Origin of the sequence: Hansschlegelia plantiphila (genome assembly GCF_027922265.1) — a bacterium.
In the GTDB taxonomy this organism is placed as follows: Bacteria; Pseudomonadota; Alphaproteobacteria; order Rhizobiales; family Methylopilaceae; genus Methylopila; species Methylopila plantiphila.
In genome coordinates, this window is record NZ_BSFI01000008.1 from 527,209 (window position 1) to 552,542 (window position 25,334).

Consider the following 25,334-nt stretch of genomic DNA (forward strand, 5'->3'; position numbering starts at 1 on the left):
GGTTTACGATATCGCCCGCCGCTCCTATAAGCGGGCGGCGAGGCGTTCGGTCTCCCATGATGTCCAGGAGCGGGACGGCGGCCAACGTGACCACGCAAAGAGCCGATTCGATCGAGCATCTCTGCGCCGCGAAAGGCATGCGGATGACCGATCAGCGCCGCGTCATCGCGCGTGTGGTCGAGAGCGCCGACGACCATCCGGACGTCGAGGAGCTCTACCGGCGCGCTTCCGCCATCGATCCGCGCATCTCGATCTCGACGGTCTACCGGACCGTGAAGCTGTTCGAGGACGCCGGCATCATCGCGCGCGTCGACTTCCGCGACGGCCGCTCGCGCTATGAGCCGCAGCCCGACGAGCACCACGACCACCTGCTCGATCTGCGCAGCGGCAAGATCATCGAGTTCCGCGACGAGGAGATCGAGGCGCTGCAGGCGGCGATCGCCCGCAAGCTCGGCTACCGCCTCGTCGACCACCGGCTCGAGCTCTACGCGGTGCCGCTCGAAGACGGCGAGGGCTGACGAGCTTGGCGCGCCGGCCTCTGCGCGCGGCCGCCGCCGCGCTTGCGCTGATTCCGTTCGTCGCGATCGGGGGAGCGGTGCAGCTCGTCCTGCTCAAGCTCGGCCGGCCGACGCAGGCGATCCCTCTCGCCTTCCACCGTTTCGCGCTGAGGGCCATCGGCGTGCGCGTGCGCGTCATCGGGCGGCCGGCCGAGGGCCGTCCCCTGCTGATGGCGGCCAATCACGCCTCCTGGCTCGACATTCCGGTGCTCGGCTCGACCGGGCCGCTGTCGTTCGTCGCCAAGTCCGAAATCGCCGGCTGGCCGGTGTTCGGCGTCATGGCGAAGCTGCAGCGGACGATCTTCGTCGACCGCTCGCGCCGGAGCGCGACCGGCGCCGTCAACCGCGCCATGGCCGAGCGCATGGCGGCAGGCGAACCGGTCGTGCTGTTCGCCGAAGGCACGTCGAGCGACGGCAACCGCGTGCTTCCGTTCCGCACGGCGCTGCTTGGCGCCGCGCAGGGCGCGATCCTCGCCGCCGGCGGCGCGTGCGTCGCGGTGCAGCCGGTCTCGATCGCCTACACGCATCGCAACGGATTGCCGCTCGGGCGGCTCGGACGCCCCTTCGTCGCTTGGTACGGCGACATGTCGTTCGCGGGCCACCTCATGGCGCTTCTCGCCAACGGCGCCGTCGACGTCACGGTCGCCTTCGGCGAACCGATGAGGGCCGACGCCGCCACCGACCGAAAGCGCCTCGCCGTTCTCGTCGAGCGCGAGGTGCGGCGCATGACCAACGCCGCCCTGCTCGGCCGCGGGGCGCCGGCCGCTGCGGCGGCGGAGGCCGAACGGTCCGGCGCGGCCGCTCCGCCTGTCGCCGTCGAAGCGCCCGGCGTGGCCTGACGTCATGCTGGACGCGGCGATCCTTGCGGCGCGGCAGACGCTGTCGCCGCCGTTCCGGGCGGTGCTGCTGAAGTCGCTCGGTCTGACCGTGCTCCTGCTCGTCGTCGGCTGGTTCGCCCTGCAGGCGCTCGCCGACAGCCTGCTCACCCTGCCGAACGCGACGGCGAACAGCATCGCCCACATCGTCGCCGGCCTCGGCGCCGCCTTCGGGCTGCTGTTCCTGGTGACGCCAGTGACGGCGGCCGTCGCCGGGCTGTTCCTCGACGACGTCGCGGAGATCGTGGAGCGGACGCACTATCCGTCCGAAGCCCCCGGGACGGAGCTGCCGCTGATGCGCAGCGTTTTCCTCTCGGTCCGCTTCGCGCTCGTGGTGCTCGGCCTCAATCTGCTGCTGCTGGTCCTGCTGTTCCTGCCGGGCGTCAACCTGGTCGCCTGGCTCGGCGTCAACGGCTACCTGCTCGGCCGCGAGTATTTCTCGCTCGCCGCGCTGCGATTCCGCGGCGAGGCGGAGGCGACGGCGTTGCGCCGGCGCTACAGGCTTCCGGTGTTTATCGGGGGCGTTCTGGTGGCGGGAATCGCGGTGATTCCGCTCGCCAATCTGCTCACCCCGTTGTTCGCCACGGCTTTCTTCGTCCACCTGCACAAGAAGATCGCGGCCCGCGAGGCGAAACGACTGGAAAATCAGGGCGGCGGCGCCCGATTGGCGCCGTAACGGCCCTTAAACCTGCCGCATTCAAAGTCCACCGGGATGGGACAGGGACGGTCGGCCGGAGGCGGCGGGCCGCAGCAGTGCGATTTGACGAGGCTCACAGGCGATGGCGATCGGGCGCGGGTCCGGGCGAGAGGAACGACGCGAGCCGCGCTTCGATGCGTCGGACCGGTCGCCGGATCTCCGCGTCACGCCGGCCGACCGGCCGGCCGGCGGCGGACCCCGCATCTCGGCGGTCGAACCGTCCTTCGAGCCGCGGCCGGACGGCCGGCGCGAACCGAATTTCGGACAGGCGGACGACGACATGGCCCGTCGGCCTGAGCGCCCCAAGGCGTCGTACTGGGCGTGGGTGATGGGCCGCAGCCGGCCTGCGCGCAAGCGCGGCGGCGATCGCCGCCCTCCGCGGCGCGGCCTAATCGGTCGCATGATCTCGGTCGTCGTCGTGCTGGCGCTGTTCGGCGCGGTCGGCGTCGGCGGCGTGGTGACCTATTACGCCTCGCGCCTGCCGCCGATCCAGAACCTCGAGGTTCCCAAGCGCCCGCCGAACGTTCTGCTCGTCGGCTATGACGGCAAGCCGCTCGCCAATCGCGGCGAGACCGGCGGCGCCTCCGTGCCGTTGTCCGAGATGCCGAAATTCGTGCCGCAGGCCTTCATCGCGATCGAGGACCGGCGGTTCTACGATCACTGGGGCGTCGACGTCTTCGGCCTGCTGCGCGCGCTGAAGACCAACATCATGCGCGGCGGCGTCAGCCAGGGCGGCTCGACGCTGACCCAGCAGCTCGCGAAGAACTTGTTCCTGACCCCCGAGCGCTCGCTCGAGCGCAAGGTCCAGGAGGCGGTGCTGGCCTTCTGGCTCGAGCGCAAGTTCGGCAAGCAGAAGATCCTCGAGATGTATCTCAACCGCGTCTATTTCGGCGCGGGCGCCTATGGCGTGGAGGCGGCCTCGCAGCGCTATTTCGGCAAGTCGATCCGCAAGGTGAACGTCTCGGAAGCCGCGATGCTGGCGGGCCTCGTCAAGGCGCCGTCCCGGCTGTCGCCGAGCCACGACCCGGAAGCCGCCCGCGCCCGCGCCGACGTCGTGCTCGCCGCGATGGCGGACGAGGGCTACATCAGCCGCGATCAGGCGCAGACGGCGTTTCGTGTTTCGCCGCCCTCGCCGGCGCCGAAGCCGGAAGGCGCCGTCGGCTACGCTGCGGACTGGGTGATGGACCAGCTCGATGCGCTGGTCGGCCTCTACGACGAGGACCTCGTGGTGGAGACCACGATCGACCCGCAGCTGGAGACCGAGGCCGAGCGTGATCTCGCTGACGCCATCGCCAGGCGCGGTCCGAAGCTCAAGATCAGCCAGGGCGTGCTGGTGTCGCTCGGGCCGGACGGCGCGGTGCGCGCGCTCGTCGGCGGCAAGTCCTACGCTGAGAGCCAGTTCAACCGCGCGGTCGAAGCCAAGCGCCAGCCGGGCTCGGCGTTCAAGCCGTTCGTCTATCTCACCGCCCTTCAGCTCGGCCTCAACCCGGAAACGGTGAGGGTCGACGCGCCGGTGCAGCTCAAGGGCTGGAACCCGGAGAACTACTCGCGCCGCTACGGCGGTCCGATGACGCTGACCTATGCGCTGTCGCGCTCGATCAACACCGTGGCGGTGCGGCTCGGCGTCGAGGTCGGGCCGGACAAGGTGGTTCAGACCGCGCACGACATGGGCATCACCTCGCCGCTGTCGCCGAACCCGTCGATCGCGCTCGGCACCTCGGAGGTGTCGCCGCTGGAGCTCGCCTCGGCCTATGCGCCGTTCGCGAACGGCGGCTTCGAGGCCAAGCCCTACATCGTGCGCTCGGTGAAGACCGCGCAGGGCGAGCCGCTCTACAAGCGCCCGACGACCGAGCCGAAGATGGTCGTCGACGACGAGCGCGTCGGCATGATGAACTCGATGCTGAGCGAGACGCTGAGCGCGGGCACCGCGCGCGGCGCGTCGTTGCCGGGGTGGCAGGCCGCGGGCAAGACCGGCACGAGCCAGGATTTCCGGGACGCCTGGTTCGTCGGCTACACCGCGCAGTTCGTCACCGCCGTCTGGCTCGGCAACGACGACAACAGCCCGACCAACCACGCCTCGGGCGGCGGCCTCCCGGTCGAGATCTGGAGCCGCTTCATGAAGCGCGCCCATGACGGGATGCAGGTCGCCCTGCTGCCCGGCGACTGGAGCCCGCATGTCGCGGCCTATCCGGACCAGCAGCCGGGCGGCGACGTCTACCAGACCGGGCCGGGTCAGGCGCCTCCGGAGGAGCCGTATGACGGCGGCTATACGGCGGCGCCCGACGAGCGCGTCGTCCGCGAGCGCCGCGACGTCAACCCGCTGCGCGAACCGCTCGGCTTCCTGAAGAAGCTGTTCGGGGGCGGGTGAGGCTGCAGTTCGTTAGAGAGGCCGGCCGCTTCGTGCGCGCCGTCTTCATCGACGGCGGTCGTCGGCGCGGTCAACGCGGCCCGCGCTTGCGCCGCGCGCGCCCGTGACTAGAGTGCGCCCGCCCCTCCAGACCCGACCCCGGATGCCTTCCTGATGACCGAACCCAAGACTGTGAAGAAGGTCGTGCTCGCCTATTCCGGCGGCCTCGACACCTCGGTGATCCTGAAGTGGCTGCAGACGACCTACAACTGCGAGATCGTCACCTTCACCGCCGACCTCGGCCAGGGCGAGGAGCTGGAGCCGGCGCGCAAGAAGGCGGAGCTGCTCGGCGTCAAGCCCGACAACATCTATGTCGACGATCTGCGCGAGGAGTTCGTCCGCGACTACGTCTTCCCGATGTTTCGCGCCAATACGGTCTATGAGGGCCAATACCTGCTCGGCACCTCGATCGCCCGTCCGCTGATCGCCAAGCGCCAGATCGAGATCCTGCGCGCGACCGGCGCCGACGCCGTCTGTCACGGCGCGACCGGCAAGGGCAACGACCAGGTCCGCTTCGAGCTCTCCTACTACGCGCTGGAGCCGGACGTCACCGTGATCGCGCCGTGGCGCGAATGGGACCTGACCTCGCGCACGAAGCTGATCGAGTTCGCCGAGATGCACCAGATCCCGATCTCGAAGGACAAGCGCGGCGAAGCGCCATTCTCGGTCGACGCCAATCTGCTGCACTCCTCCTCGGAAGGCAAAGTGCTTGAGGATCCGAGCCTCGCGGCGCCGGAAGACGTCCACATGCGCACCATCGCGCCCGAGGACGCGCCTGACGAGCCGACGCTGATGTCGATCGACTTCGAGAAGGGCGACGCCGTCGGGATCGACGGCGAGGCGCTGTCGCCGGCTGAAATCCTCACGCGGCTGAACGCGCTCGGCAAGGCGAACGGAATCGGCCGGCTCGATCTGGTGGAGAACCGCTTCGTCGGCATGAAGTCGCGCGGCGTCTACGAGACGCCGGGCGGGACCATCCTCCTCGTCGCGCACCGCGCGATCGAGTCGATCACGCTCGACCGCGGCGCCGCGCACCTCAAGGACGAGCTGATGCCGCGCTATGCGGAGCTCATCTACAACGGCTTCTGGTTCTCCCCGGAGCGGGAGATGCTGCAGGCGGCGATCGACCTGTCGCAGAACGACGTTTCCGGCCGCGTGCGGCTCAAGCTCTACAAGGGCAACGTCATCGTCATCGGCCGCGAGAGCCCCAACTCGCTCTACGACCAGGAGCTCGTCACCTTCGAGGACGGCGCGGTCGCCTACGACCACCACGACGCCGCGGGCTTCATCAAGCTGAACGCTCTCAGGCTGCGCACCCTCGCCGCCCGCAAGCGGCGGAACGGCTGAGCGTCCGGTTTGGGCGCCCGACCCTCGACGGTCACGCCCGCGAAGGCGGATGTGACGGCGACGCCTGAGCGATCCGCCGTCTCCACCGGCCGCGTTCGCTGATGTTCAATCTGATGCGACGGCGACCGCCGACGTCCGAGCGGGTCTGTTACCTGCACATCGGCCCCCACAAGACCGGGTCGACCTCGATCCAGCACGCCCTGTTTGAAAACGCCGGGCGGCTCGCAAAGATCGGACTGACCTACCCCACGGGCTGGGCGGCCGAGGGCCGGCTGCGGCGCAACCATTCGTCGCTCGCGCGCCGGACCCTGCTCAGGCTGCCGGGCGCGCTTAAGGACGCCCCGGTCTGGTCCGAGCTCGACGCGACGCTGGCCAGGACACGGGGCTCGATCATCGTCTCAAGCGAGCATTTCGCGATCATGCTGCGGGACGCGGGCTGGTTCGACCGCATCATCGGTTTCTTCGAGGATCACGGCTTCCGGGTCGTGATCATCGCCTTCATGCGAGACCAGCCGATCTGGCTGAACTCCTGGTACACGCAGGATCAGAAGAACTTCGCCTCCCGGCGCAGCTTCGCCGGGTTCCGCAAGCTGATCTACCGGCGCGGCTACATGGACCCCTCGGTCTTTCTGAAGAGAGCGGTGGACCATCCGCGCGTCGAGGTCCGCCCGCTGTCCTTCGAGCGGGCGACGAAGGCGGGGCTGGTGCGCAGCTTTCTCGACGCCGTCGACGCGCCCGCGCGCTTCCGGCTCGACGAGCCGCCGCGCATCAACGCCAATTTCGGCGCGAAGGGCGTGTTCGCCGCGCAGGAGATCATGCGCCGGGTCGAGGCCCCGATCCGCGGACGGCCGGATTACACCGCGCTTTACCGCCATTTCCTGAAGCTGATGGTCGGCCGCAACTGGGAGGCGACGCCCTATATCGGACTGTCGCAGGACGACTTCAGCGCGATCCGCGAGCGCTTCGGCGCCGCGAACGAGGCGTTCGCGCGCGACTATTTCGGCGTCTCCTGGGAAGAACTGGCGCCGGTCAGGAGCTACGAGCGCTGCGTGTTCGACTTCGAGGCGGCGTCGGAAGAGGATCGGGCCGACGTCATGGAGGTGGTCGACGCCATGGTCTGTGCGGTGAAATCCGGCTCCCTTGCGGGCGAAACGGACGCCCCTGACGACTCCTGAAGGGCGCGGACGCACGTCCGCAAACCACGCGGATCCGAAGAAAACAAGCGCGGCTCTTGCGTTTTCGAGCCTTCTCCCGCATCTGTGGCGCCGCACAAACCTAGACAATTCAGATCGAAGGCGCCCGCACACGGCGGGCCTGAGGCTCGTCGTTACCCATGAAGCTCCACAACATCGCGATCATCGCGCACGTCGACCACGGCAAGACCACGCTGGTCGACAAGATGCTCCAGCAATCCGGCTCGTTCCGCGAGAACCAGCGCGTCGCCGAACGCGTGATGGATTCCAACGACCTGGAAAAGGAGCGCGGCATTACGATCCTGGCGAAAGCCACGTCGATCGTCTGGAAGGACACCCGCATCAACATCGTCGACACGCCGGGCCACGCCGATTTCGGCGGCGAGGTCGAGCGCATCCTGTCGATGGTGGACGGCGTGATCGTCCTGGTGGACGCTGCCGAAGGCCCGATGCCGCAGACCAAGTTCGTGGTGTCGAAGGCGCTGAAGATCGGTCTCAAGCCGATCGTCGCCGTCAACAAGGTGGACCGGCCGGACGCCCGCGCCTCGGAGGTCATCAACGAGGTGTTTGACCTGTTCGCGGCGCTCGACGCCAATGACGAGCAGCTCGACTTCCCGATCCTCTACGGCTCCGGCCGCGACGGCTGGCTGGCGGCGACGCCGGAAGGTCCGAAGGACCAGGGCCTCGCTCCGTTGTTCGACCTGATCCTGAAGCACGTGCCGGAAGCCAAGACCGAGCCCGGCGCCTTCCGCATGCTCGGCACCCTGCTCGAGGCCAACCAGTTCCTTGGCCGCATCATCACCGGCCGCATCATCTCCGGCCAGGTTCGGCCGAACCAGACCGTCAAGGTGCTGTCGCGCGACGGCCAGTTGGTCGAGAACGGCCGCGTCTCCAAGATCCTCGCGTTCCGCGGCATCGAGCGCACCGCGATCGACGTCGGCGAGGCCGGCGACATCGTCTCGATCGCGGGACTCGTGAAGGCGTCCGTCGCCGACACGTTCTGCGATCCCTCGATCGACACCCCGATCCAGGCTCAGCCGATCGATCCGCCCACCGTGTCGATGAGCTTTCTGGTCAACGACAGCCCGCTCGCCGGCACTGAGGGCGACAAGGTCACGAGCCGCGTCATCCGCGACCGCCTGCTCAAGGAAGCCGAGGGCAATGTCGCGCTCAAGGTCGAGGAAGCCGCCGACAAGGACAGCTTCATCGTCTCAGGCCGCGGCGAGCTCCAGCTCGCGATCCTGATCGAGCAGATGCGCCGCGAGGGCTTCGAGATCGGCGTGTCGCGCCCGCGTGTCGTGCTGCAGCGTGATCCCGACAGCGGCGAGATCGTCGAGCCGATCGAGGAGGTCGTCATCGACGTCGACGAGGAGCATTCCGGCGTCGTCGTGCAGAAGATGTCGGAGCGCAAGGCCGACATGATCGAGATGCGCCCCTCGGGCGGCAACCGCCTGCGCCTAATGTTCCACGCGCCCACCCGCGGCCTCATCGGCTATCAGGGCGAGCTGCTGACGGACACCAAGGGCACGGCGATCATGAACCGCCTGTTCCATTCCTACGGCCCGTTCAAGGGCGAGATCGCCGGCCGCAACAACGGCGTGCTGATCGCGAACGAGGCCGGCGAGGCGGTGGCCTACGCGCTCTGGAACCTCGAGGACCGCGGTCCGATGATCATCGAGCCGGGCTGGAAGGTCTATCAAGGCATGCTGATCGGCATCCACAGCCGCGACAACGACCTCGAGGTCAACGTCCTCAAGGGCAAGAAGCTCACCAACATCCGCACCCAGTCGAAGGACGAGGCGGTGCGCCTGACGCCGCCGATCCGCATGACGCTGGAGCGTTCGCTCGCCTGGATCCAGGACGACGAGCTGGTCGAGGTGACCCCGAAGTCGATCCGCCTGCGCAAGCGCCTGCTCGACCCGAACGCCCGCAAGCGCGACAGCCGCAAGGCCGAAGCCGAAGTTGCTTGATTGAGGCTGTGACGAGAGGCTCCGTTCCTCTCGTCCGCCGCTTTATCTAAACCGGAAGGGACGCGCCACCATGGCGCGTCCCTTCTTGGTTTTGGGGGCTCCGATGGCCGGAAGACTTGCAGGCAAAGTCGCGATCGTCTCCGGCGGCGCGACAGGAATGGGCGGTGCGTCGAGCCGGCTGTTCGCGGCTGAGGGCGCCAAAGTCGCCATCATCGATATCAACGGCGATGCAGCCGAAGAGACCGCGGCCCTCATTCGCAGCGAGGGCGGAATCGCCCAGGCTTTCGTCGCGGACGTCTCCGATGAAGCCGCTGTTGCAAAGGCTGTCGAGGGCGCGAACGCCGCCTTTGGCCCGGTGACGGTGCTGTTCAACCACGCCGGCACACTGGTGGTGAAGCCGTTCCTCGAAACCACCGTCGAGGAGTGGGATTGGCTGCACGCCGTCAACGTGCGCTCGATGTTCCTGATGACCAAGGCCGTGCTGCCGCAGATGATCGCGGCCGGCGGCGGCTCGATCGTCTGCACGTCGTCGATCTCGGCGGTCGCAGGCACGCCGATGGAGGTGCTCTACGACACCACCAAAGGCGCCTGCCACATGTTCGCGCGCGCGATCGCGGTCGAATTTCGGGATCGGAACATCCGCTGCAACGCGCTCTGCCCGGGCTTCATCCGAACGCCGCACGGCCTGCGCGAGGTGGACGACCTCAACCGGCTTGGCGTCGACGTTTCCGACGCGGCGCTCGTCGCACAACAGGGCCGCATCGGCGAACCGGAGGAGGTGGCGAAGGTCGCGCTGTTCCTGGCGAGCGACGAGGCGAGCTTCGTCAACGGCGCCCGTCTGTTCGCCGACAACGGCTTTACCGCGGCCTGAACCTCATCCCTTGATCCGCGCCATTCCCGGATCGTACGGCGGCTTCAGGAACGGCGTCACCGGCACGATCTCGCCCGCGACGTCGAGCTCGTAGTCGCCCGCCATCACGTAGGCCGCGTCGACGCCGGCGGGGTCGCGGACGTAGCCGTAGCCGATCGGCTTGCCGACCGTGAAGCCGAAGCCGCCGCTCGCGAGCCAGCCCACGCGCTTGCCGTCGCGCAGGATGGTCTCGCGGCCGAGCAGCGTGACCTCGGGATCCTCCACCGTGAAGCCCGCGAGCAGGCGCGGCAGCGGCTTGGCCGCCGCCTCCACCAGCGCGTCACGGCCGAGGAACGGCGTGTTCGACTTGAGCTTCACCGCCCAGCCGAGGCCCGCCATCTGCGGCGTGTGGTCGGGGCCGATCTCCGCGCCCCAGGCGCGGTAGCCCTTTTCCAGCCGCAGCGTCTCGATCGCGCGGTAGCCGGCGAGCGCGATCCCGTGCGGCTCGCCCGCCGCCATCAGCGCCTCGTAGACGGTGAGCGCGAATTCGGTCGGCACGTGCAGCTCCCAGCCGAGCTCGCCGACGTACGTGACGCGGAGCGCAAGCGTCGGGCTGCCCGCGACGGAGATCGTCCGCGCGGTCCCGAACGGGAAGCCGGCGTTCGAGACGTCGGCGTCCGTCACCGCCTGCAGCACGTCGCGGGCGCGGGGGCCGAACAGGCTGAGCACCGCCCGCGACGAGGTGACGTCGAGGAGATGGGCGTCGCAATCCGCCGGGATCGCCTTGGAGATCCAGTCAAAATCATGCGTCGCGAAGCCGGTGCCGGTGATGATGTAATAGCGGTCCTCGGCGAGGCGCATGACGGTGAGGTCGCATTCGATCCCGCCGCGGGCGTTCAGCATCTGCGTGTAGACGAGCGAGCCCACGGGTTTCGCGACGTCGTTGGCGCAGATCCAGGACAGCGCGCGCTCGGCGTCGCGCCCGACCATCATGAACTTCGCGAACGACGTCTGGTCGAACAGCGCCACCCGCTCGCGGCAGGCTGCGTGCTCGCGCCCCACCGCGGCCGTCCAGTTCGGCCTGGTGAAAGAGTAGATGTCGCGGGCTTCGTCGCCATCGCCCGCGAACCAGTTCGGGCGCTCCCAGCCGAGCTTCTCGCCGAACACGGCGCCGCGCTCCTTCAGCCGGTCGTAAAGCGGCGAACGGCGCAAGGGGCGCCCGCTGTCGTGCTCTTCGGACGGCCACGCCATGGTGTAGTGCTTGGCGTAAGCCTCGAGCGTGCGGGTGCGCACCCAGGCCGTGTCGTGGTGGTTCGCGCCGAAACGGCGGATGTCGACCGGCCAGAGATCGTAGGGCGGCCAGCCCTTCGCGACCCATTCGGCGAGCGCCATGCCGGCCCCGCCGCCGGCCGCGATGCCGAAGGCGTTGAAGCCGCAGCCGACGAACAGGTTCTTCACCTCCGGTGCCTCGCCGAGGATGAAGTTGCCATCCGGCGTGAAGCTCTCGGGACCGTTGATCAGCTGCTTGATCCCGGCGGTCTCCAGCGCCGGCACCCGGCCGAGGGTCAGCTCCAGCGTCGGGGTGAAATGGTCCCAGTTCTCCTCCAGCAGCTGGAAGGAGAAGTCCTTCGGCGGGCCGCCGACGCCCCAGGGGATCGGGTTCGGCTCGTAGCCGCCGACCACGAGGCCGCCGACCTCCTCCTTGTAGTAGGTGAGCCGGTCGGGATCGCGCACCGTCGGCAGGCCGCGGGACACCCCGTCGATCGGCTCGGTGATGATGTACTGATGCTGCACGGCGCTAAGCGGGATGTTGACGCCGGCGAGCTTTCCGAGCTCGCGCGACCACAGGCCGGCGCAGATCACCAGCCGCTCGCATTCCACCCGACCGTGACTGGTGACGACCGCCTTCACCTTGCCGTTCTCGACCTCGATCGACTCGACCGAAATCTCCTCGCGGATCGTCACGCCGTTCCGCCGCGCGCCGCGGGCGAGCGCCTGGGTGATGTCGGAGGGGCTGGCCTGCCCGTCGGTCGGCAGGAAGGCGGCGCCGATCACGTCGTCGACGTTCATCAGCGGCCAGAGGTCCTGCGCCTCCTTCGGGGTCAGCAACTGCATCTCGAGCCCGAAGGAGCGCGCGGTCGTCGCCTGCCGCTTCACCTCGATCCACCGGTCCGGCGTGCAGGCCAGGCGCAGGCCGCCGTTCATCCTCCAGCCGGTGGCGAGACCCGTCTCCTCCTCCAGCGACTTGTAGAGCTTCACGCTCTCGCCCAGGAGCTGGGTGATGTTCGCGCTGGTCCGGAGCTGCCCCACGAGGCCGGCCGCGTGCCAGGTCGACCCGGAGGTCAGCCGATCGCGCTCAAGCAGCAGCACGTCGCTCCAGCCCATCTTGCCGAGGTGATAGGCGGTGGAGCAGCCGACGATGCCGCCGCCAATGATCACGACCTTGGCGGAGGCGGGAAGTTCGGTCATCGCGACATCTCTTCGAATTGGGTAAGCGCACGCTCGAACCGCGCGAGGTTTTCGGCGGTGTAGGCCTGGTAGTCGAAATCGATCGTGGAGTGCAGCTCGGAGACCATGCTCCACAGCGCCTCGCGCAGCAGCGAGGCGACCGCCATCGCCTGCACGCGCAGGCGGAGCGCGTCGTCCGGCGGGCGGCCGAAATAGAGCGCGAGCATCTCGTCGCGCTCGACGTCGCCGAACTCGTTGTTGGAGGCGAGGTTGCCGAGGTCGAACAGCGGCGTGTTGAAGCCGGCGTAATCCCAGTCGATCAGCCAGAGCCGGGAGCCGTCGTCGATGAAGTTGCCCGGCAGCAGGTCGTTGTGCGCGAAGACCAGCTCGACCGGCCCCGCCGCCGCCTCGAGCAGCTCGGCGACAGTTGCGAGCCGGGGCAGGTCGCCCGCCAGCCGGTGGCCGCCCTCCCGCAGCGTGTGGGCGTAGTCGCGCAGGATGTGGAACGTCCAGAACGCCATGCCTGGGCCGCGCAGGTGCTTCGCGACGCCTTGATGCGCGGCCTTCACAAGCGCCACCACCCGCGGCAGCTCGGCGCGCACGTCGGCGGAGGAGAAGGTTCGGCCGGCGATATGATCGATCACCATCAGCCCCGGCGCGACATGCCGTATGGCGGGCGAAACGCCGGCCGCATGGGCGGCGACGCCCGCCGCGCGTTCGTTGAAGCGCATCACGCCATGAAGCGGGATGTCCTCGCCGAGCCGGACGACATATTTCCGGCCGGCGTCCTCGACGAGATAGTTGCGGTTGGTGATCCCGCCCTGCAGCGGCTCGGGCTCGACCGGCCCGCGCCAGAAGTCGAGCGCCCGGATGCGGACGACGCCTTCGTCCGTCACGCCTCCAGTCCCCGCCTCGCCTTCATCCGCGCCGCGCCCGCCGAGATCAGGCGGTCGGCGATCATGCCGATGAACGCGACGCAGAAACCGGCGACAAGCCCTGCGCCGACGTCGGCCTTGGCGAGCGCGGCGAAGGTCACCTGGCCGAGATCGCGGGTGCCGACCAGCGCCGTGATCACGAGCATCGAGAGCGCCAGCATAATGGTCTGGTTGATCCCGAGCATGATCTCGGGGATCGCGAGCGGCAGCCGGATGCGGGTGAGGATCTGCCGCCGGGTGCAGCCGTTCATCGCGCCGGCCTCGATCAGATGCGGGGAGATGCGCGCGACGCCGTGGGCGGTGTAGCGGATCGCCGGGGCTACGGCGTAGAGCACGATCGCGATCAGCGCGGTGAAGTCGCCAACCCGGAACAGCATGACGATCGGGATGAGATAAACGAAGGTCGGCAGCGTCTGCAGCGTGTCGATGACGGCCTCGACCACGCGCCAGAGCTTCGGGCGCTGGGCGGCCGCGACGCCGACCGGCACGCCGATCAGCGCCGAGATGATCACCGAGACGCCGCAGAGATAGACCGTGATCATCGAGGCCTGCCACAGCCCGACCACGGCCATGAACAGCGCCATCAGCCCGACGGTGAGCGCGAGCCGCCAGCCGCCGAGCCGCCAGCCGGCGATCGCGACGATCGCGACCACCCACGGCCACGGCAGCGCCAGCATGAAGCGCTTCACGGGAATGAGCACGTTGAGCAGGATCGCGGTCTTGATGGCTTCGAGCGTGGAGAAGAAAGTGATGTTGATCCAGCTCACGAGCTGGTTCCAGAACGGCCCGGTCGAAAGCCGCCACGCGTCCGGATAGGGCGCGATCTCGGGCTGGAAGGCGGTCGCGAGCCACAGAACGACCGCGAGCGCGAGCGCGACGATGATCGCGCGGCGTCGGAACAGGCGGGCGGCCTCGTCGCGCATCGGGGGCCGGGCCGAGCGCACCGCGAGCGCCTGGGCGAAGCGGTCGAGCAGCACGGCGAGCACGGTGATCGCGACGCCGGCTTCGAGCCCCGCGCCGATGTTGAGCGAGCGCAGCGCCGAGAGCACGTCCCAGCCGAGGCCGCCGGCGCCGATCATCGAAGCGATGATGACGACATTGAGCGAGAGCATGATGACCTGGTTGACGCCGACCATCAGCGCCGGCAGCGCGGTCGGCACCAGCATCTTCCAGGTGAGCTGCCGGCGCGTGCAGCCGGTCATCCGGCCAAGCGCGAGCACCTCCTCCGGCACCGCTCGGATCGCGATGACGGAGACCCGCACCATCGGCGGCATGGCGTAGATCACGGTCGCGACCATCGCCGACACCGGGCCGAAGCCGAACAGGATCAGCATCGGCAGCAGATAGGCGAAGACCGGCATGGTCTGCGCGACGTCGAGAACCGGCGACACCATGCGGTCGAGCGCCCGCCAGCGCACGCAGGCGAGGCCGAGCAGCAGGCCGCCGATCGACCCCAGGATGCTCGAGACGAGAACGGAGGCGAGCGTGACCATCGCGCTCGACCACTGGCCGAACACGACGAGATAGACGAGCCCGAGCGCCATCGGGATCGCGAGCTGACGGCCGCCGACCGCAAAGGCCGCGACGACGCTGACCATGATCATCGAGAACCACGGAATCGCCGGCACGATCGTCACCGCGTCGGAGCCGAGCCCCTGCACGAAGCCGGTGGCGAGCAGCGACTTCGCGAAGGACAGCGGCAGGTCGAGCGTCCAGGCGAAGGCGCGGGTGGCGTCGTGCACCGTGAAGAGGCCGAAGCTCGCCCTCTCCATCAGCCATTTCATGAAGGCGGAGATCCACGGCGACAGCGGGATCTGCCAGGCGGACGGATATTTCCACGCCCAGGCCGGCAGCGCGCTCGCGGGCAGCATGACGAGGATCGCGGTCGCGACCAGCACGGCCGGCCAGAGCAGACGGCGGAACGGGAGGCGCGGCAGTTCGAGGCTGCGCGACGGAGACTCGGCGAAGCTCATGCCGCGACGCTTTTGCGCTCGCGGCCGACCAGCACGTCGATCATCGCGAGCCGGTCGACGACGCCGATGACCTTGCCGTCCTCGACGACGGCGTAGGGCTTGGGCGACGCCTCGACGTCGTGGGCGAAGGCGGCGATCCGCGCCCCCGCCTGGATCTCGCCGGCGAAGTCCGCGCCGTCGACAGGCGTCGCCATGATCGAGCGCGCGGTCAGGATCTTGGCGCGCGGCGCCTCGCGGGTGAAGGCGCGGACATAGTCGGTCGCGGGGTTCAGCACGAGCTCCTCGGCGGTGCCGATCTGCTCGATCCGGCCGTCCTTCATGATGGCGATGCGGTCGGCGACGCGCACCGCCTCGTCGAAATCGTGGGTGATGAAGATGATGGTCTTCTTCAGCATGCCCTGAAGCCGCAGCACCTCGTCCTGCATCTCGCGGCGGATCAGCGGGTCGAGCGCCGAGAACGGCTCGTCGAGGAACCAGAGATCGGGTCCGACCGCGAGCGAGCGGGCGATGCCGACGCGCTGCTGCTGTCCGCCGGAAAGCTCGCGCGGGAAACGTCCCTCTCGCCCCTGAAGGCCGACGAGCTTGATCATCTCGTGCGCGCGCTCCTCGCGTTTCGCGCGGGGCATGCCCTGCACGTCGAGCGGGAAGGCGACGTTGCCGAGCACGGTGAGATGCGGCAGCAGCGCGAAGTGCTGGAACACCATGCCCATCTGGTGGCGGCGGATCCGGATGAGATCGCCTTCCGGCATCTTCATCAGGTCGTGGTCCTCGAACAGGACCTCGCCGGCGGAGGGCGGCGTCAGCGCCGAGAGGCAGCGCACCAGCGTCGACTTGCCGGAGCCCGAGAGCCCCATGATGACGAATGTCTCGCCGCGGGCGATATCAAGGTCGACGTCGCGCACCGCGGCCGTGACCCCGGCCGCCGCGAGCTCCTCGGGCGAGCCGGAGAAGCGGCCGTCCTTCACGAAGCGCCCGGCGTTCGCCCCGAACAGCTTTGCGACGCCCCTGCAGGCGAGGATGGGATGGCTCATCGGGTTGCCTTCACAAATTGTCGTATGAAGGCCCCCTCACCCGACCCTTCGGTCCAGCCTCTGCCCCAACGGGGGAGAGCGAAGGCCAGCGCCTCGTCCTGGACCGTCCCGGCGGAGACGCCGGAGGGCGGTCAGCCCTCCGGGTGAGGGAGCTCTAGGCTCGTGTGCGACGCTGAGACCAGCCCCTCACATCCCCATCCAGGGCTTCCACTTCGCCTCGTTCTTGGCGATCCAGTCGGCGGCGACGTCCTCGACCTTCTCGCCGTCGATGTCGACGCGGGCGGCGAGCGCGCCGATCGTGGCGTTGTCCATCTGGTAGGCCTTCAGCGCGGCGTAGGCTTTCGGCCACTTGTCCTTCATGCCCGCCCAGGCCGCCTTGTAGATCGGCCCTGTCGGCTTGGCGCAGTCGTACTTCATCTCTTTATTGATGCCCCACGCCGGGTCTTCGTAGCATTCCTTCGTATACTTCGGGAACTCGACGAATTCGCCCTTGTACTTGATGGGCGCCCAGTGCGGCACGTAGATCCAGAGCAGGATCGGCGCCTTGCGCTCGTAGGCGCTCTTCAGCTCGGCGAACATCGCGGCGTCGGTGCCGGCGCGCACCACCTCGAACGGCAGATCGAGCGCCTGAACGCGCTCCTCGTCCCAGCCGCCCCAGGTCACGGGGCCGGAGAGATAGCGGCCCTTGGGCGCGGTTTCGGGCGTCGAGAACGCCTCGGCGCAGTCCTTCAGCGCCTTCCAGTCGGGCAGGCCGGGGCACTTCTCCTTCATGTATTCCGGATACCACCAGTCTTCCCGGGCCTGCAGCCCGCTCTCGCCCAGGTTCTCGACCTTGCCGGTCGCGACCGCCGCATCGAGCGCCTCGCCCGCGGTCGTCGCCCAGACCTCGATCACGACGTGAAGATCGCCGGAGGCGACGCCGGTGAACTGCGCCAGCATGTCGGCGGGGGCGTATTCGACGTTGTAGCCGCCCTTCTGCAGGATGCCGCCGATGATGTGGGCGCTGATGAGCTCGCCCGTCCAGTCGTTCAGCGTGATCTTGATGGGGTCCTTCGATTCGGGGTCCGCCAAGGCGACGCCCCCGCTCAGCCCAAGCGCGATCGCCCCAATCGCAAGCGCCTCAGTCAATTTACGAAGCATGGTTCGTCTCCCGGCTCTCTGCCCGGACTATTCATGCAGTTTGGGCGCCAGTCCGGGACAAGTCCACATGAGATGTGGGATTGGCGTTGTGAGCGGAGTCGAATTCCCACACAATGCCCACGGAAGCAGCGGGACAAGCCTCTTCATGGACCAGAATCAGCGGCAACGCGCGATCTTCGATCTCGTGCGCGACGAGGACGTCACGCGGGTCACGGCCCTCGCCGACCGGCTCGGCGTTTCGGATGAAACAATCCGGCGCAACCTGAAGGCGCTCGTCGAGGATGGGTTGCTGATCCGCCGCCACGGCGAGGTGGGTCTCGCCGAGCCCGCCGTCGACGCGCCGTTCCGCCGGCGCATGCGCGTCAACGCCGGCGCGAAGAAGGCGCTGGCGGCGCTCGTCGCCGACCGCGTGAAGGACGGCCAGGTGCTGATGATCGACACCGGCTCGACCACAGCCTACGTCGCTCAGGCGCTTGCGGCCCGGCGCGGGCTCACCGTCGTGACCAACTCGGTCGAGATCGCCCGCCACCTCGTCGGCCGCAACGACAACCGCGTCTATATGGCGGGCGGCGAACTGCGCGCCGACCTCGCGGCGGCTGTGGGCGCTGAGGCCGCGGCCTTCATCCGCCAGTTCAAGGCGGATCTCGCGATCCTCTCGATCTCCGGCGTCGACCCGCAAGGACAGTTCACCGATTTCGACCTCGACGAGGCCCGCATCGCGCGCGCGATGATCGACGGCTCCACGGCGCGCCTGATCGTCGCCGACCACGCCAAGTTCGGACGCCGCGCGCCGGTGACGATCTGCGAGCCGAGCGAGATCGCGACGCTGGCGACCGACGAGCCGCCGCCGCCGGACGTCGCGCGATGGCTGGCCGATTGCGGGATCGAGGTGATCGTTGCGGATGAGCGTCGCCAAGCCGCCGCGGAGTGACGCGGCGGCGCCGCGCGCGACGGCCCGGCGCTAGACCAGCACCGGCGTCATATCGACGGTGTGCTTGGTTTTCTGCGGGCCGGCGGTGATCATCACGCCGTCGATCGGCGCGACGTCGCCGTAGTCGCGGCCGACGGCGACGACCACATGGTCGTCGAGCGCCAGCATCGCGTTGGTGGGGTCGAAGCCCATCCAGCCCATGTCGGGCCCGAGCCAGACGTCGACCCATGCGTGCATCGCGTCAGCGCCCGCGAGCCGCGGCTTGCCCGGGGGCGGAATGGTGCGCAGGAAACCGCTGACATAGGCCGCGGGCAGCCCGATCCCGCGCAACGCCGCGATCATGATGTGCGCGAAATCCTGGCAGACGCCCTCGCGCCGCGCGAAGGCGTCCTCGAGCGGGGTGTCGACCGTCGTCTTGCCCGGCGCGTAGTCGAAGTCGGCCTTGATGCGGCGGCTGAGCGCGAGCATCGCCTCGCCCGCGGGCATGTCGTCGAGCGCAGTCTCGGCGGCGTAGGACGAGAGCGGCTCGGATATGCGCACGACGCGGCTGTCGCCGAGGAAATGCATCGGCCCGCCGCCGCCGGATTCGCGATCGGCCTTGGCCGCCGCCCTCACCTCGGCGACCGTCGGGGTCAGGCCCAGGTCCGGCCGCGGCCGGGTCACCTCGACGCGGGCGCGCATAGTGACCTTGAGCGCGTCGTGGCTCGGCAGGATGAGGACGTGGTCGATCGCGTTGCCGAAGAAGTCGTGTTCGCGGCCGGTCTCCGTCGGGTCGGGATTGATCGTCACCCGGGCGGACATCAACCGCTGCCCGCGCTCGGCGCGCGGCCGCACGCGCAGGATGTGCCGGGCGTCCTTCACGTCCTGAGGATAGTGGTAGCTGATGTTGAGCGCGAGGTCGTAGATCATTCGACGTTGAGTCTGTCGGCCCCGGGCGTCGGCCCCGAGGTGAAGTAGCGCTGGCTGAGCAGGTCGGACACCGCGCCGAGGTCGGCGGCGATCCGGTTGAGGAAAGTCTCGTTCGCCTCTCTGGCGTCGCCGGTGGCGAGCCGCACGGCGAGCCGGGCCGCGCGGCGCGAGACGTCGGCGAGCGTCTCGCCGCGGCGCATGCCGGGGAGTTCGTCGAGCAGCTCGCGGAAGCTGTTCACCTGGAAGGCGATGGAGCGCGGGTTGAGCGGGTCGAGGGCGATCAGGTCGATCACCGTCTCGCGCGACAGGTCGACCGAGTAGCGCCGGCGATAGGTGACGCGGCTGTCGCAGAACTCGAGCAGCGCCTCCAGCCCGCCCTCGGGCGTCTCCTTGCCGCTGAGCGCGGCGGCGACGCCCGCCGTCACCTGCCCGCGCTCGATCAGCCGGCCGGCCTGCAGGAAGCGCCATCCGGTGAACTGGTACATGTTCTCGTGCACCAGGCCGGTGAAGCCGGACAGCCGCGTCAGCACCTCGCTCGCCAGCGCCACGAGGTCGCCGGGTTCGGGTTCGGCGAGGTGTCGCTCGATCAGGTCGACGACCTCGCCGAGCGACCGCCAGCCGTCCGGCGAGAAGCGGTCGCGAATGCGCGAGGCGGTGTTGAAGGCGGTGCGCGCGCGGCCGAGCAGGCCGGCCGCCAGACCGCCCTTCTTGGCGTCGACGCCGAGATCGTCGAGCAGGTCGACGACGTGGCCCTCGAGCGCGCCCTTGCGCTCGCCCTCGGCGAGGCGCGCGGCGTGGAGGCGCACCAGACGGGTCGCCGCCTCGGCGCGCTCGACGTAGCGGCCGAGCCAATAGAGGTTGTCGGCGGCGCGCGCGGGCGGCGCGCTCGGCAGCCGGCGCGAGAACGACGCGTCGCCGCTCCTCGTCAGCAGCGAGACCTGCCGCTCCTGGCGGTCGGACGTCACCCAGACGTCGACCGAGTGACCGCCGGACTGCATCGCGACCGCGAGCGGATCGGTCGAGCTCGACACCCGGGCGAATCCGCCCGGCATCACGCTCCAGCCGTCGGCGTGGCGCGCGAGATAGACCCGCATCGTCACCGGGCGGGGCTCGAACTTGCCGTCGACGTACACCGGCGCGGTGGAGAGCCCGACGATCTCCTGCCCCACCACGTCCCAGGCGTCGCGGTCGAGGTCGTCGAGCAGGCCGCCGGGCTCGGCGCGGCGGATGCCGAGGTCGAGCGGCCGGCGGCGCTCCTCGCCGGCGACGGTCTGCGGGAAGGCGCGGGCGAGCGACAGGCGATGGCGGTTCGCCGAGACGTAGGCGCGCTCGGCCTCCTGCCCGCACCACCAGGTCGCGACCGTCGGCAGAGTGAGGTCCTCGCCGAGCAGCGCCTTGGCGAGCGCCGGCTGGAAGGCGAGCAGAGCGCGCGTCTCCAGGATGCCGGATCCGAGCGCGTTGACCATATCGACGCCGCCCTCGCGGATGGCGCGCACGAGGCCCGGCGTGCCGATGCGCGAGCGGGGATGCAGCTCCAGCGGATCGGCGAAGTCGGCGTCGAGCCGCCGCCACAGCACGCGGATCGGCTTCGCGCCGTCGACGGTGCGCACCACCACCGACGAGCCGTGGACCGCGAGGTCGCCGCCTTCGAGCAACAGAAGGCCGAGATAGCGGGCAAGATAGGCGTGCTCGAAATAGGTCTCGTTGGCCGGCCCCGGCGTCAGCAGACCGACGCGCAGGCCCTTGCCGTCGTCGAGCGACAGCAGCGTCTCGCGGAACTGCTTGAAGAAGCCGGCGAGCCTCTGGACCTTGAGGTCGCGGATCAGCTCCGGGAACGCCCGCGAGGTGGCGACGCGGTTTTCGAGCGCGAAACCTGCGCCGGAAGGCGCCTGCGTCCGGTCGCCGAGCACCCACCAGCGTCCGTCCGGCCCTCGGCCGAGATCGACCGCGATGAAGCGGATCAGCGGCCGTCCGTCCGAGGCCTGGCCTGCGAGCGGGCGGAGGAACTCCGGGTTGCGGCCGAGGATCGCCGGCGGCAACACGCCGTCGCGGATCAGCCGACGCTCGCCATAGAGGTCGGCGACGAGCTTCTCGAGGAAGCCGGCGCGCTGGATCAGGCCGGCCGCGAGCGCCGCCCATTCGCTGCGCTCTATGATCAGCGGCGGGTGCGCGAGCGGCCATGAGCGGGTCTGCTCGCCGCGCTCCGAGCCGCCATAGACGCGGTAGTAGACCCCGGCCTCGCGCAGATACTGGGCGGCGCTGGAGAAGCGCCGGCCGCGCTCGGCGTCGCTCATGGCGGCGAGGCTCGCCACCAACTGGCTGTAGTGCGGACGCACCTTGCCGTCGGCGCCGATCATCTCGTCGAACACGCCCTTGGGCGGGGCGTAGCCGTCGAGCAGGCCGGCCCGTCTCGTCCGCGTCGCGCGGGCGACGTCGATTGTCGAAGAGGGCACGGGCTTTCTGAAGGCTCCAGGCGGATGCGGCGCGGATCATGGCGCCGATGCGCGAACTTAGCGACAGGCGATAAGCCGCGCCGCCGCCTTATCCCTTCCCGCGGCGGCGAAAGGGGCGTGAGCGTTCAGACGCCGAGCCCCGCCGGACGCCTCAGGTCCAGCGTATGCGGGAAGTTGGGATTCGGGGTCTCGTAGACCGGTTCGTAGACGCCGGGCGTATGGCCGATGTCCTCGAAGCGCGCGAGGCGCCGGGCCTCCGCCTCGTTGGCGTTGACCGGAAAGGTCTCGTAGTTGCGGCCGCCGGGATGGGCGACGTGGTAGACGCAGCCGCCGATCGAGCGGGCGGACCACCGGTCGTAGAGGTCGAAGGTCAGCGGCGCATGCACCGGAATGGTCGGGTGCAGACCCGACGCCGGCTGCCACGCCTTGTAGCGAACGCCCGCCACCAGCTCGCCGTTCGGCCCCGCGGGCGTCAGCGGAACCATGCGGCCGTTGCAGGTGACGGCGTAGCGCGCGGGATCGGCGTTGGAGAGCTTCACCTGCAGACGCTCGACCGAGCTGTCGACGAAGCGCACCGTGCCGCCGATCGCGCCGGTCTCGCCCATCACGTGCCACGGCTCCAGGGCCTGCCGGAGCTCGAGCGACACGCCCTCGCGCTCGATCCGGCCGCAGAACGGGAAGCGGAACTCCGCCTGAGCCTCGAACCATTCGGCGCGCACGGGATAGCCCGCGCGGTCGAGATCGGCGAGCACGTCGAGGAAGTCGGCCCAGATGAAGGCCGGCAGCATGAAACGGTCGTGCAGCCGCGTCCCCCAGCGCGCGAAGCTCCCCGTCGCCGGCGCCGTCCAGAACCGGGCGATCAACGCGCGGATCAGCAACTGCTGCGCGAGGCTCATGCGCGGGTCCGGCGGCATCTCGAAGCCGCGGAATTCGACGAGCCCGAGCCGGCCGGTCGGGCCGTCCGGCGAATAAAGCTTGTCGATGCAGATTTCCGAGCGGTGGGTGTTGCCGGTGACGTCGATCAGCAGGTTGCGGAACAGCCGGTCGACCAGCCAGGCCGGCGGCGTCGCGTCCTCGCCCGGCGACGGCACGTTCGCCATCGCGATCTCGAGCTCGTAGAGCGCGTCGTGGCGCGCCTCGTCAACGCGCGGCGCCTGGCTCGTCGGGCCGACGAACATGCCGGAAAACAGATAGGACAGCGACGGGTGGCGCTGCCAGTGCAGCACCAGCGACTTCAGCAGATCCGGACGGCGCAGGAAGGGCGAGTCGAGCGGCGTCGCGCCGCCGACCACCACATGGTTGCCGCCGCCGGTGCCGGCGTGCTTGCCGTCGACCATGAACTTGTCGGCGCCAAGCCGGCACTGGCGCGCGTCCTCGTAGACGCCAGTGGTGATGTCGACGGCTTCGCGCCACGAGGCCGCGGGATGCACGTTGACCTCGATCACGCCGGGGTCCGGCGCGACGCGGATGACGTTGACGCGCGGATCGTGCGGCGGGGCGTAACCCTCGATGTGGATCGGGGTCTGAAGCTCCTCGGCGGTGGTCTCGATCGCCGTCAGCAGGTCGAAATAAGCCTCCGCCGACTCCATTGGCGGGATGAACACGGAAAGCCTGCCGTCGCGCGGCTCGATGGTCAGCGCGGTGCGGACATGGCCGAAAATGTCGGAGTTCTGGATCGGCGCGAGCGGGGCCGGGCCTTCGGGTTCCGGCGACAGCAGCTTGAGCTGCTCGTGCTTGCGGCCGATCTCCTCGGCGTCGGGCAGCGGCGGCAGGTCGCCGACCGGATCGGCGGCGAAGAAATAGGGAAATTCGGATTTTTCCAGGTGGGGCAATGCGCCGAGCGGCAGGCGATAGCCGACTGGGCTGTCGCCGGGCGTGAGGAAGATCTTGCCGCGGCGCGTCGACCAGCGCTCGGAGATCCATTTGACGCCGGCCTGCGCCTGCCAGGCCTGGACCGGAAGCACGAAGCCGGTCGGGGCGTTGAGCCCGCGGTCGAACACGCGGGCGATGCGCGCGCGCTCTTCGGGGTCGGCGAGCTTCGGATTGGTCGGATCGACGTTCTCCGGAAGGTCGGCCTCGCGCTGCAGCCAGTAGGCCGGGTCCTCATAGGCCGGCGTGACGTTGCCCTCCGGCAGGCCAAGCCGCCTGGCGACGCCGCGCGTCAGCGCGTCGGCCGCCGGCGCGTCGACTTCGCCGGTCGCCTTCTCGCGGGCGATCAGGTCGGGGTTGCGCCAGATCGGCTTGCCGTCCTTCCGCCAGTAGAGCGAGAAGGTCCAGCGCGGCAGCGTCTCGCCGGGATACCACTTGCCCTGCCCGTAATGCAGGAAGCCCCCCGGCGCGAAGCGGTCGCGCAGCCGCCGGATCAGCGTGTCAGCCAGCGCGCGCTTGGCCGGGCCGGTGGCGTCGGCGTTCCACTCCGCCGCCTGGAAATCGTCGATCGACACGAAGGTCGGCTCGCCGCCCATGGTGAGGCGCACGTCGCCGGCTTTGAGATCGGCGTCGACAGTCTCGCCGAGCGCGTCGAGCGCGGCCCAGCTCTCGGCCGAGAACGGATAGGAGACGCGCGGCCGCTCCGAGATGCGGTCGACGGTCATCGCGAAGTCGAAGGTGACTTCGGCGTAGTCCGCGACGCCCGCGATCGGCGCGGCCGAGCGATAATGCGGCGTCGCCGCCAGCGGCACGTGGCTCTCGCCCGTCAGCAGGCCCGAGGTCGGGTCGAGCCCGATCCAGCCCGCGCCCGGAAGATAGACCTCGGCCCAGGCGTGCAGGTCGGTGAAGTCGTGGTCGGTGCCGGCGGGGCCGTCGATCGCGACAAGATCCGGCTTGAGCTGGATCAGGTAGCCCGACACAAAGCGGGCGGCGAAGCCGAGGCGGCGCATCGCGTTGACGAGCAGCCAGGTCGAGTCGCGGCACGAGCCCGACGCCTTCGACAGCGTCTCCTCCGGCGTCTGGACGCCGGGCTCCATCCGGATGAGGTAATTGACCTTGCCCGCGACCACCCTGTTCAGTCCGACGAGAAAGTCGACGGTGCCCTCTTCGCTGCGGTCGAGCCCTGCGAGGAATTCGTCGAGCAACGGGCCGCCCGGCTCCGTCTCGAGATAGGGCTTGAGGTCGGTCTTGAGCGTCTCTTCGTATTCGAACGGCCACTTGGCCGCGCTCTCCTCCACGAAGAAGTCGAACGGGTTGTAGACCGTCATGTCGGCGAGCAGGTCGACCTCGATCTTGAACTCGGTCGTCTTCTCCGGAAACACGAAGCGGGCGAGGTAGTTGCCGAAAGGATCCTGCTGCCAGTTGATGAAATGGTTTTCAGGCGTGACCTTGAGCGAATAGGACGGCGCGCGGGTGCGCGAATGCGGCGCGGGGCGGAGCCGGATGACCTGGGGGCCGAGTTGGACCGGCCGATCGTATTTGTAATGCGTGAGATGATGGAGAGCGGCGAGGATCGACATGCGAGGCGGGCAAGCTCCATTCTAAATAGGCGTTCACCTTAGACCGGTTTGGCATCGCAGCAAGCGGCGCGCCCTGCCGGTAGGAGCGACGATGACCGAGGCGAACCCTGGGAACCTTCGCGGGCGCCGTGAATTGAGCGACGTGCCGCGCACGCCCTATCGCCTCCAG

The 25,334-nt window shown here is 69.2% G+C and carries 17 protein-coding genes; 9 read left to right on the forward strand and 8 right to left on the reverse strand.

Annotation, left to right across the window (positions count from 1 at the left end; translation table 11 throughout):
• Positions 1-137: 137 nt before the first annotated feature.
• The 8 genes from PKE75_RS12310 to PKE75_RS12345 all read left to right on the forward strand — a co-directional run bounded on the left by PKE75_RS12310 (position 138) and on the right by PKE75_RS12345 (position 9,917).
• The gene (locus PKE75_RS12310) at positions 138-518 is read left to right on the forward strand and encodes a Fur family transcriptional regulator (RefSeq protein ID WP_271169189.1); all 381 of its coding nucleotides are present in this window, start codon (positions 138-140) and stop codon (positions 516-518) included.
• A gap of 5 nt (positions 519-523) precedes the next feature.
• Positions 524-1,396: a lyso-ornithine lipid O-acyltransferase gene (olsA, locus tag PKE75_RS12315; RefSeq protein ID WP_271169018.1), complete on the forward strand. Its 873-nt coding sequence runs from the start codon at positions 524-526 to the stop codon at positions 1,394-1,396.
• Between the two features lie 4 nt (positions 1,397-1,400).
• Complete coding sequence (locus tag PKE75_RS12320; RefSeq protein ID WP_271169019.1) at positions 1,401-2,108, forward strand: sulfate transporter family protein; 708 nt, start codon at positions 1,401-1,403, stop codon at positions 2,106-2,108.
• Between the two features lie 103 nt (positions 2,109-2,211).
• Positions 2,212-4,497, forward strand: coding sequence for a transglycosylase domain-containing protein (locus PKE75_RS12325; RefSeq protein ID WP_271169020.1), 2,286 nt, complete (start codon positions 2,212-2,214; stop codon positions 4,495-4,497).
• Positions 4,498-4,650: 153 nt separating this feature from the next.
• Positions 4,651-5,883 (forward strand): argininosuccinate synthase, encoded by a 1,233-nt coding sequence (locus PKE75_RS12330; RefSeq protein ID WP_271169021.1) that lies wholly within the window; start codon positions 4,651-4,653, stop codon positions 5,881-5,883.
• 113 nt (positions 5,884-5,996) lie between these two features.
• Positions 5,997-7,058: a hypothetical protein gene (locus PKE75_RS12335; RefSeq protein ID WP_271169022.1), complete on the forward strand. Its 1,062-nt coding sequence runs from the start codon at positions 5,997-5,999 to the stop codon at positions 7,056-7,058.
• Positions 7,059-7,216: 158 nt separating this feature from the next.
• Positions 7,217-9,046, forward strand: a complete 1,830-nt coding sequence (gene typA, locus PKE75_RS12340) for a translational GTPase TypA (RefSeq protein WP_271169023.1) — start codon at positions 7,217-7,219, stop codon at positions 9,044-9,046.
• A gap of 103 nt (positions 9,047-9,149) precedes the next feature.
• Positions 9,150-9,917, forward strand: a complete 768-nt coding sequence (locus tag PKE75_RS12345) for an SDR family NAD(P)-dependent oxidoreductase (protein WP_271169024.1) — start codon at positions 9,150-9,152, stop codon at positions 9,915-9,917.
• Positions 9,918-9,920: 3 nt separating this feature from the next.
• Here PKE75_RS12345 and PKE75_RS12350 read toward each other — a convergent pair whose 3' ends face one another.
• From PKE75_RS12350 to PKE75_RS12370, 5 genes are all read right to left on the reverse strand, one after another.
• Complete coding sequence (locus tag PKE75_RS12350; RefSeq protein ID WP_271169025.1) at positions 9,921-12,365, reverse strand: GcvT family protein; 2,445 nt, start codon at positions 12,363-12,365, stop codon at positions 9,921-9,923.
• Positions 12,362-13,240 (reverse strand): phosphotransferase, encoded by an 879-nt coding sequence (locus PKE75_RS12355; protein ID WP_271169026.1) that lies wholly within the window; start codon positions 13,238-13,240, stop codon positions 12,362-12,364. The genes PKE75_RS12350 and PKE75_RS12355 overlap by 4 nt, the downstream gene beginning before the upstream one ends.
• Positions 13,237-15,252: an ABC transporter permease gene (locus tag PKE75_RS12360; protein WP_271169027.1), complete on the reverse strand. Its 2,016-nt coding sequence runs from the start codon at positions 15,250-15,252 to the stop codon at positions 13,237-13,239. Before PKE75_RS12360 ends, PKE75_RS12355 begins: the two co-directional genes overlap by 4 nt.
• Positions 15,249-16,283, reverse strand: coding sequence for a quaternary amine ABC transporter ATP-binding protein (locus PKE75_RS12365; RefSeq protein WP_271169028.1), 1,035 nt, complete (start codon positions 16,281-16,283; stop codon positions 15,249-15,251). Before PKE75_RS12365 ends, PKE75_RS12360 begins: the two co-directional genes overlap by 4 nt.
• Before the next feature lie 186 nt (positions 16,284-16,469).
• Positions 16,470-17,423, reverse strand: a complete 954-nt coding sequence (locus PKE75_RS12370; protein WP_271169029.1) for an ABC transporter substrate-binding protein — start codon at positions 17,421-17,423, stop codon at positions 16,470-16,472.
• 145 nt (positions 17,424-17,568) lie between these two features.
• Between PKE75_RS12370 and PKE75_RS12375 the strand changes: the two genes are divergently transcribed.
• Positions 17,569-18,354, forward strand: a complete 786-nt coding sequence (locus PKE75_RS12375) for a DeoR/GlpR family DNA-binding transcription regulator (RefSeq protein WP_271169030.1) — start codon at positions 17,569-17,571, stop codon at positions 18,352-18,354.
• Positions 18,355-18,384: 30 nt separating this feature from the next.
• Here PKE75_RS12375 and PKE75_RS12380 read toward each other — a convergent pair whose 3' ends face one another.
• The 3 genes from PKE75_RS12380 to PKE75_RS12390 form a co-directional block, all read right to left on the reverse strand.
• Entirely contained in the window at positions 18,385-19,263 is an 879-nt protein-coding gene (locus tag PKE75_RS12380) for a transglutaminase family protein (RefSeq protein ID WP_271169031.1), read from the reverse strand.
• Entirely contained in the window at positions 19,260-21,716 is a 2,457-nt protein-coding gene (locus tag PKE75_RS12385) for a circularly permuted type 2 ATP-grasp protein (RefSeq protein ID WP_428979136.1), read from the reverse strand. Before PKE75_RS12385 ends, PKE75_RS12380 begins: the two co-directional genes overlap by 4 nt.
• Before the next feature lie 125 nt (positions 21,717-21,841).
• Complete coding sequence (locus PKE75_RS12390; RefSeq protein WP_271169032.1) at positions 21,842-25,165, reverse strand: transglutaminase family protein; 3,324 nt, start codon at positions 25,163-25,165, stop codon at positions 21,842-21,844.
• Between the last annotated feature and the right edge of the window lie 169 nt (positions 25,166-25,334).

Excerpts from the sequence above, each read along its gene's own strand:
- PKE75_RS12325 (WP_271169020.1), top strand. The coding sequence starts at position 2,212 with ATGGCGATCGGGCGCGGGTCCGGGCGAGAGGAACGACGCGAGCCGCGC.
- PKE75_RS12365 (WP_271169028.1), bottom strand. The coding sequence starts at position 16,283 with ATGAGCCATCCCATCCTCGCCTGCAGGGGCGTCGCAAAGCTGTTCGGG.
- PKE75_RS12345 (WP_271169024.1), top strand. The coding sequence starts at position 9,150 with ATGGCCGGAAGACTTGCAGGCAAAGTCGCGATCGTCTCCGGCGGCGCG.
- PKE75_RS12310 (WP_271169189.1), top strand. The coding sequence starts at position 138 with ATGCGGATGACCGATCAGCGCCGCGTCATCGCGCGTGTGGTCGAGAGC.
- PKE75_RS12330 (WP_271169021.1), top strand. The coding sequence starts at position 4,651 with ATGACCGAACCCAAGACTGTGAAGAAGGTCGTGCTCGCCTATTCCGGC.
- PKE75_RS12350 (WP_271169025.1), bottom strand. The coding sequence starts at position 12,365 with ATGACCGAACTTCCCGCCTCCGCCAAGGTCGTGATCATTGGCGGCGGC.
- PKE75_RS12390 (WP_271169032.1), bottom strand. The coding sequence starts at position 25,165 with ATGTCGATCCTCGCCGCTCTCCATCATCTCACGCATTACAAATACGAT.
- PKE75_RS12320 (WP_271169019.1), top strand. The coding sequence starts at position 1,401 with ATGCTGGACGCGGCGATCCTTGCGGCGCGGCAGACGCTGTCGCCGCCG.
- PKE75_RS12335 (WP_271169022.1), top strand. The coding sequence starts at position 5,997 with ATGCGACGGCGACCGCCGACGTCCGAGCGGGTCTGTTACCTGCACATC.
- PKE75_RS12380 (WP_271169031.1), bottom strand. The coding sequence starts at position 19,263 with ATGATCTACGACCTCGCGCTCAACATCAGCTACCACTATCCTCAGGAC.
- PKE75_RS12370 (WP_271169029.1), bottom strand. The coding sequence starts at position 17,423 with ATGCTTCGTAAATTGACTGAGGCGCTTGCGATTGGGGCGATCGCGCTT.
- PKE75_RS12375 (WP_271169030.1), top strand. The coding sequence starts at position 17,569 with ATGGACCAGAATCAGCGGCAACGCGCGATCTTCGATCTCGTGCGCGAC.
- PKE75_RS12360 (WP_271169027.1), bottom strand. The coding sequence starts at position 15,252 with ATGAGCTTCGCCGAGTCTCCGTCGCGCAGCCTCGAACTGCCGCGCCTC.
- typA (WP_271169023.1), top strand. The coding sequence starts at position 7,217 with ATGAAGCTCCACAACATCGCGATCATCGCGCACGTCGACCACGGCAAG.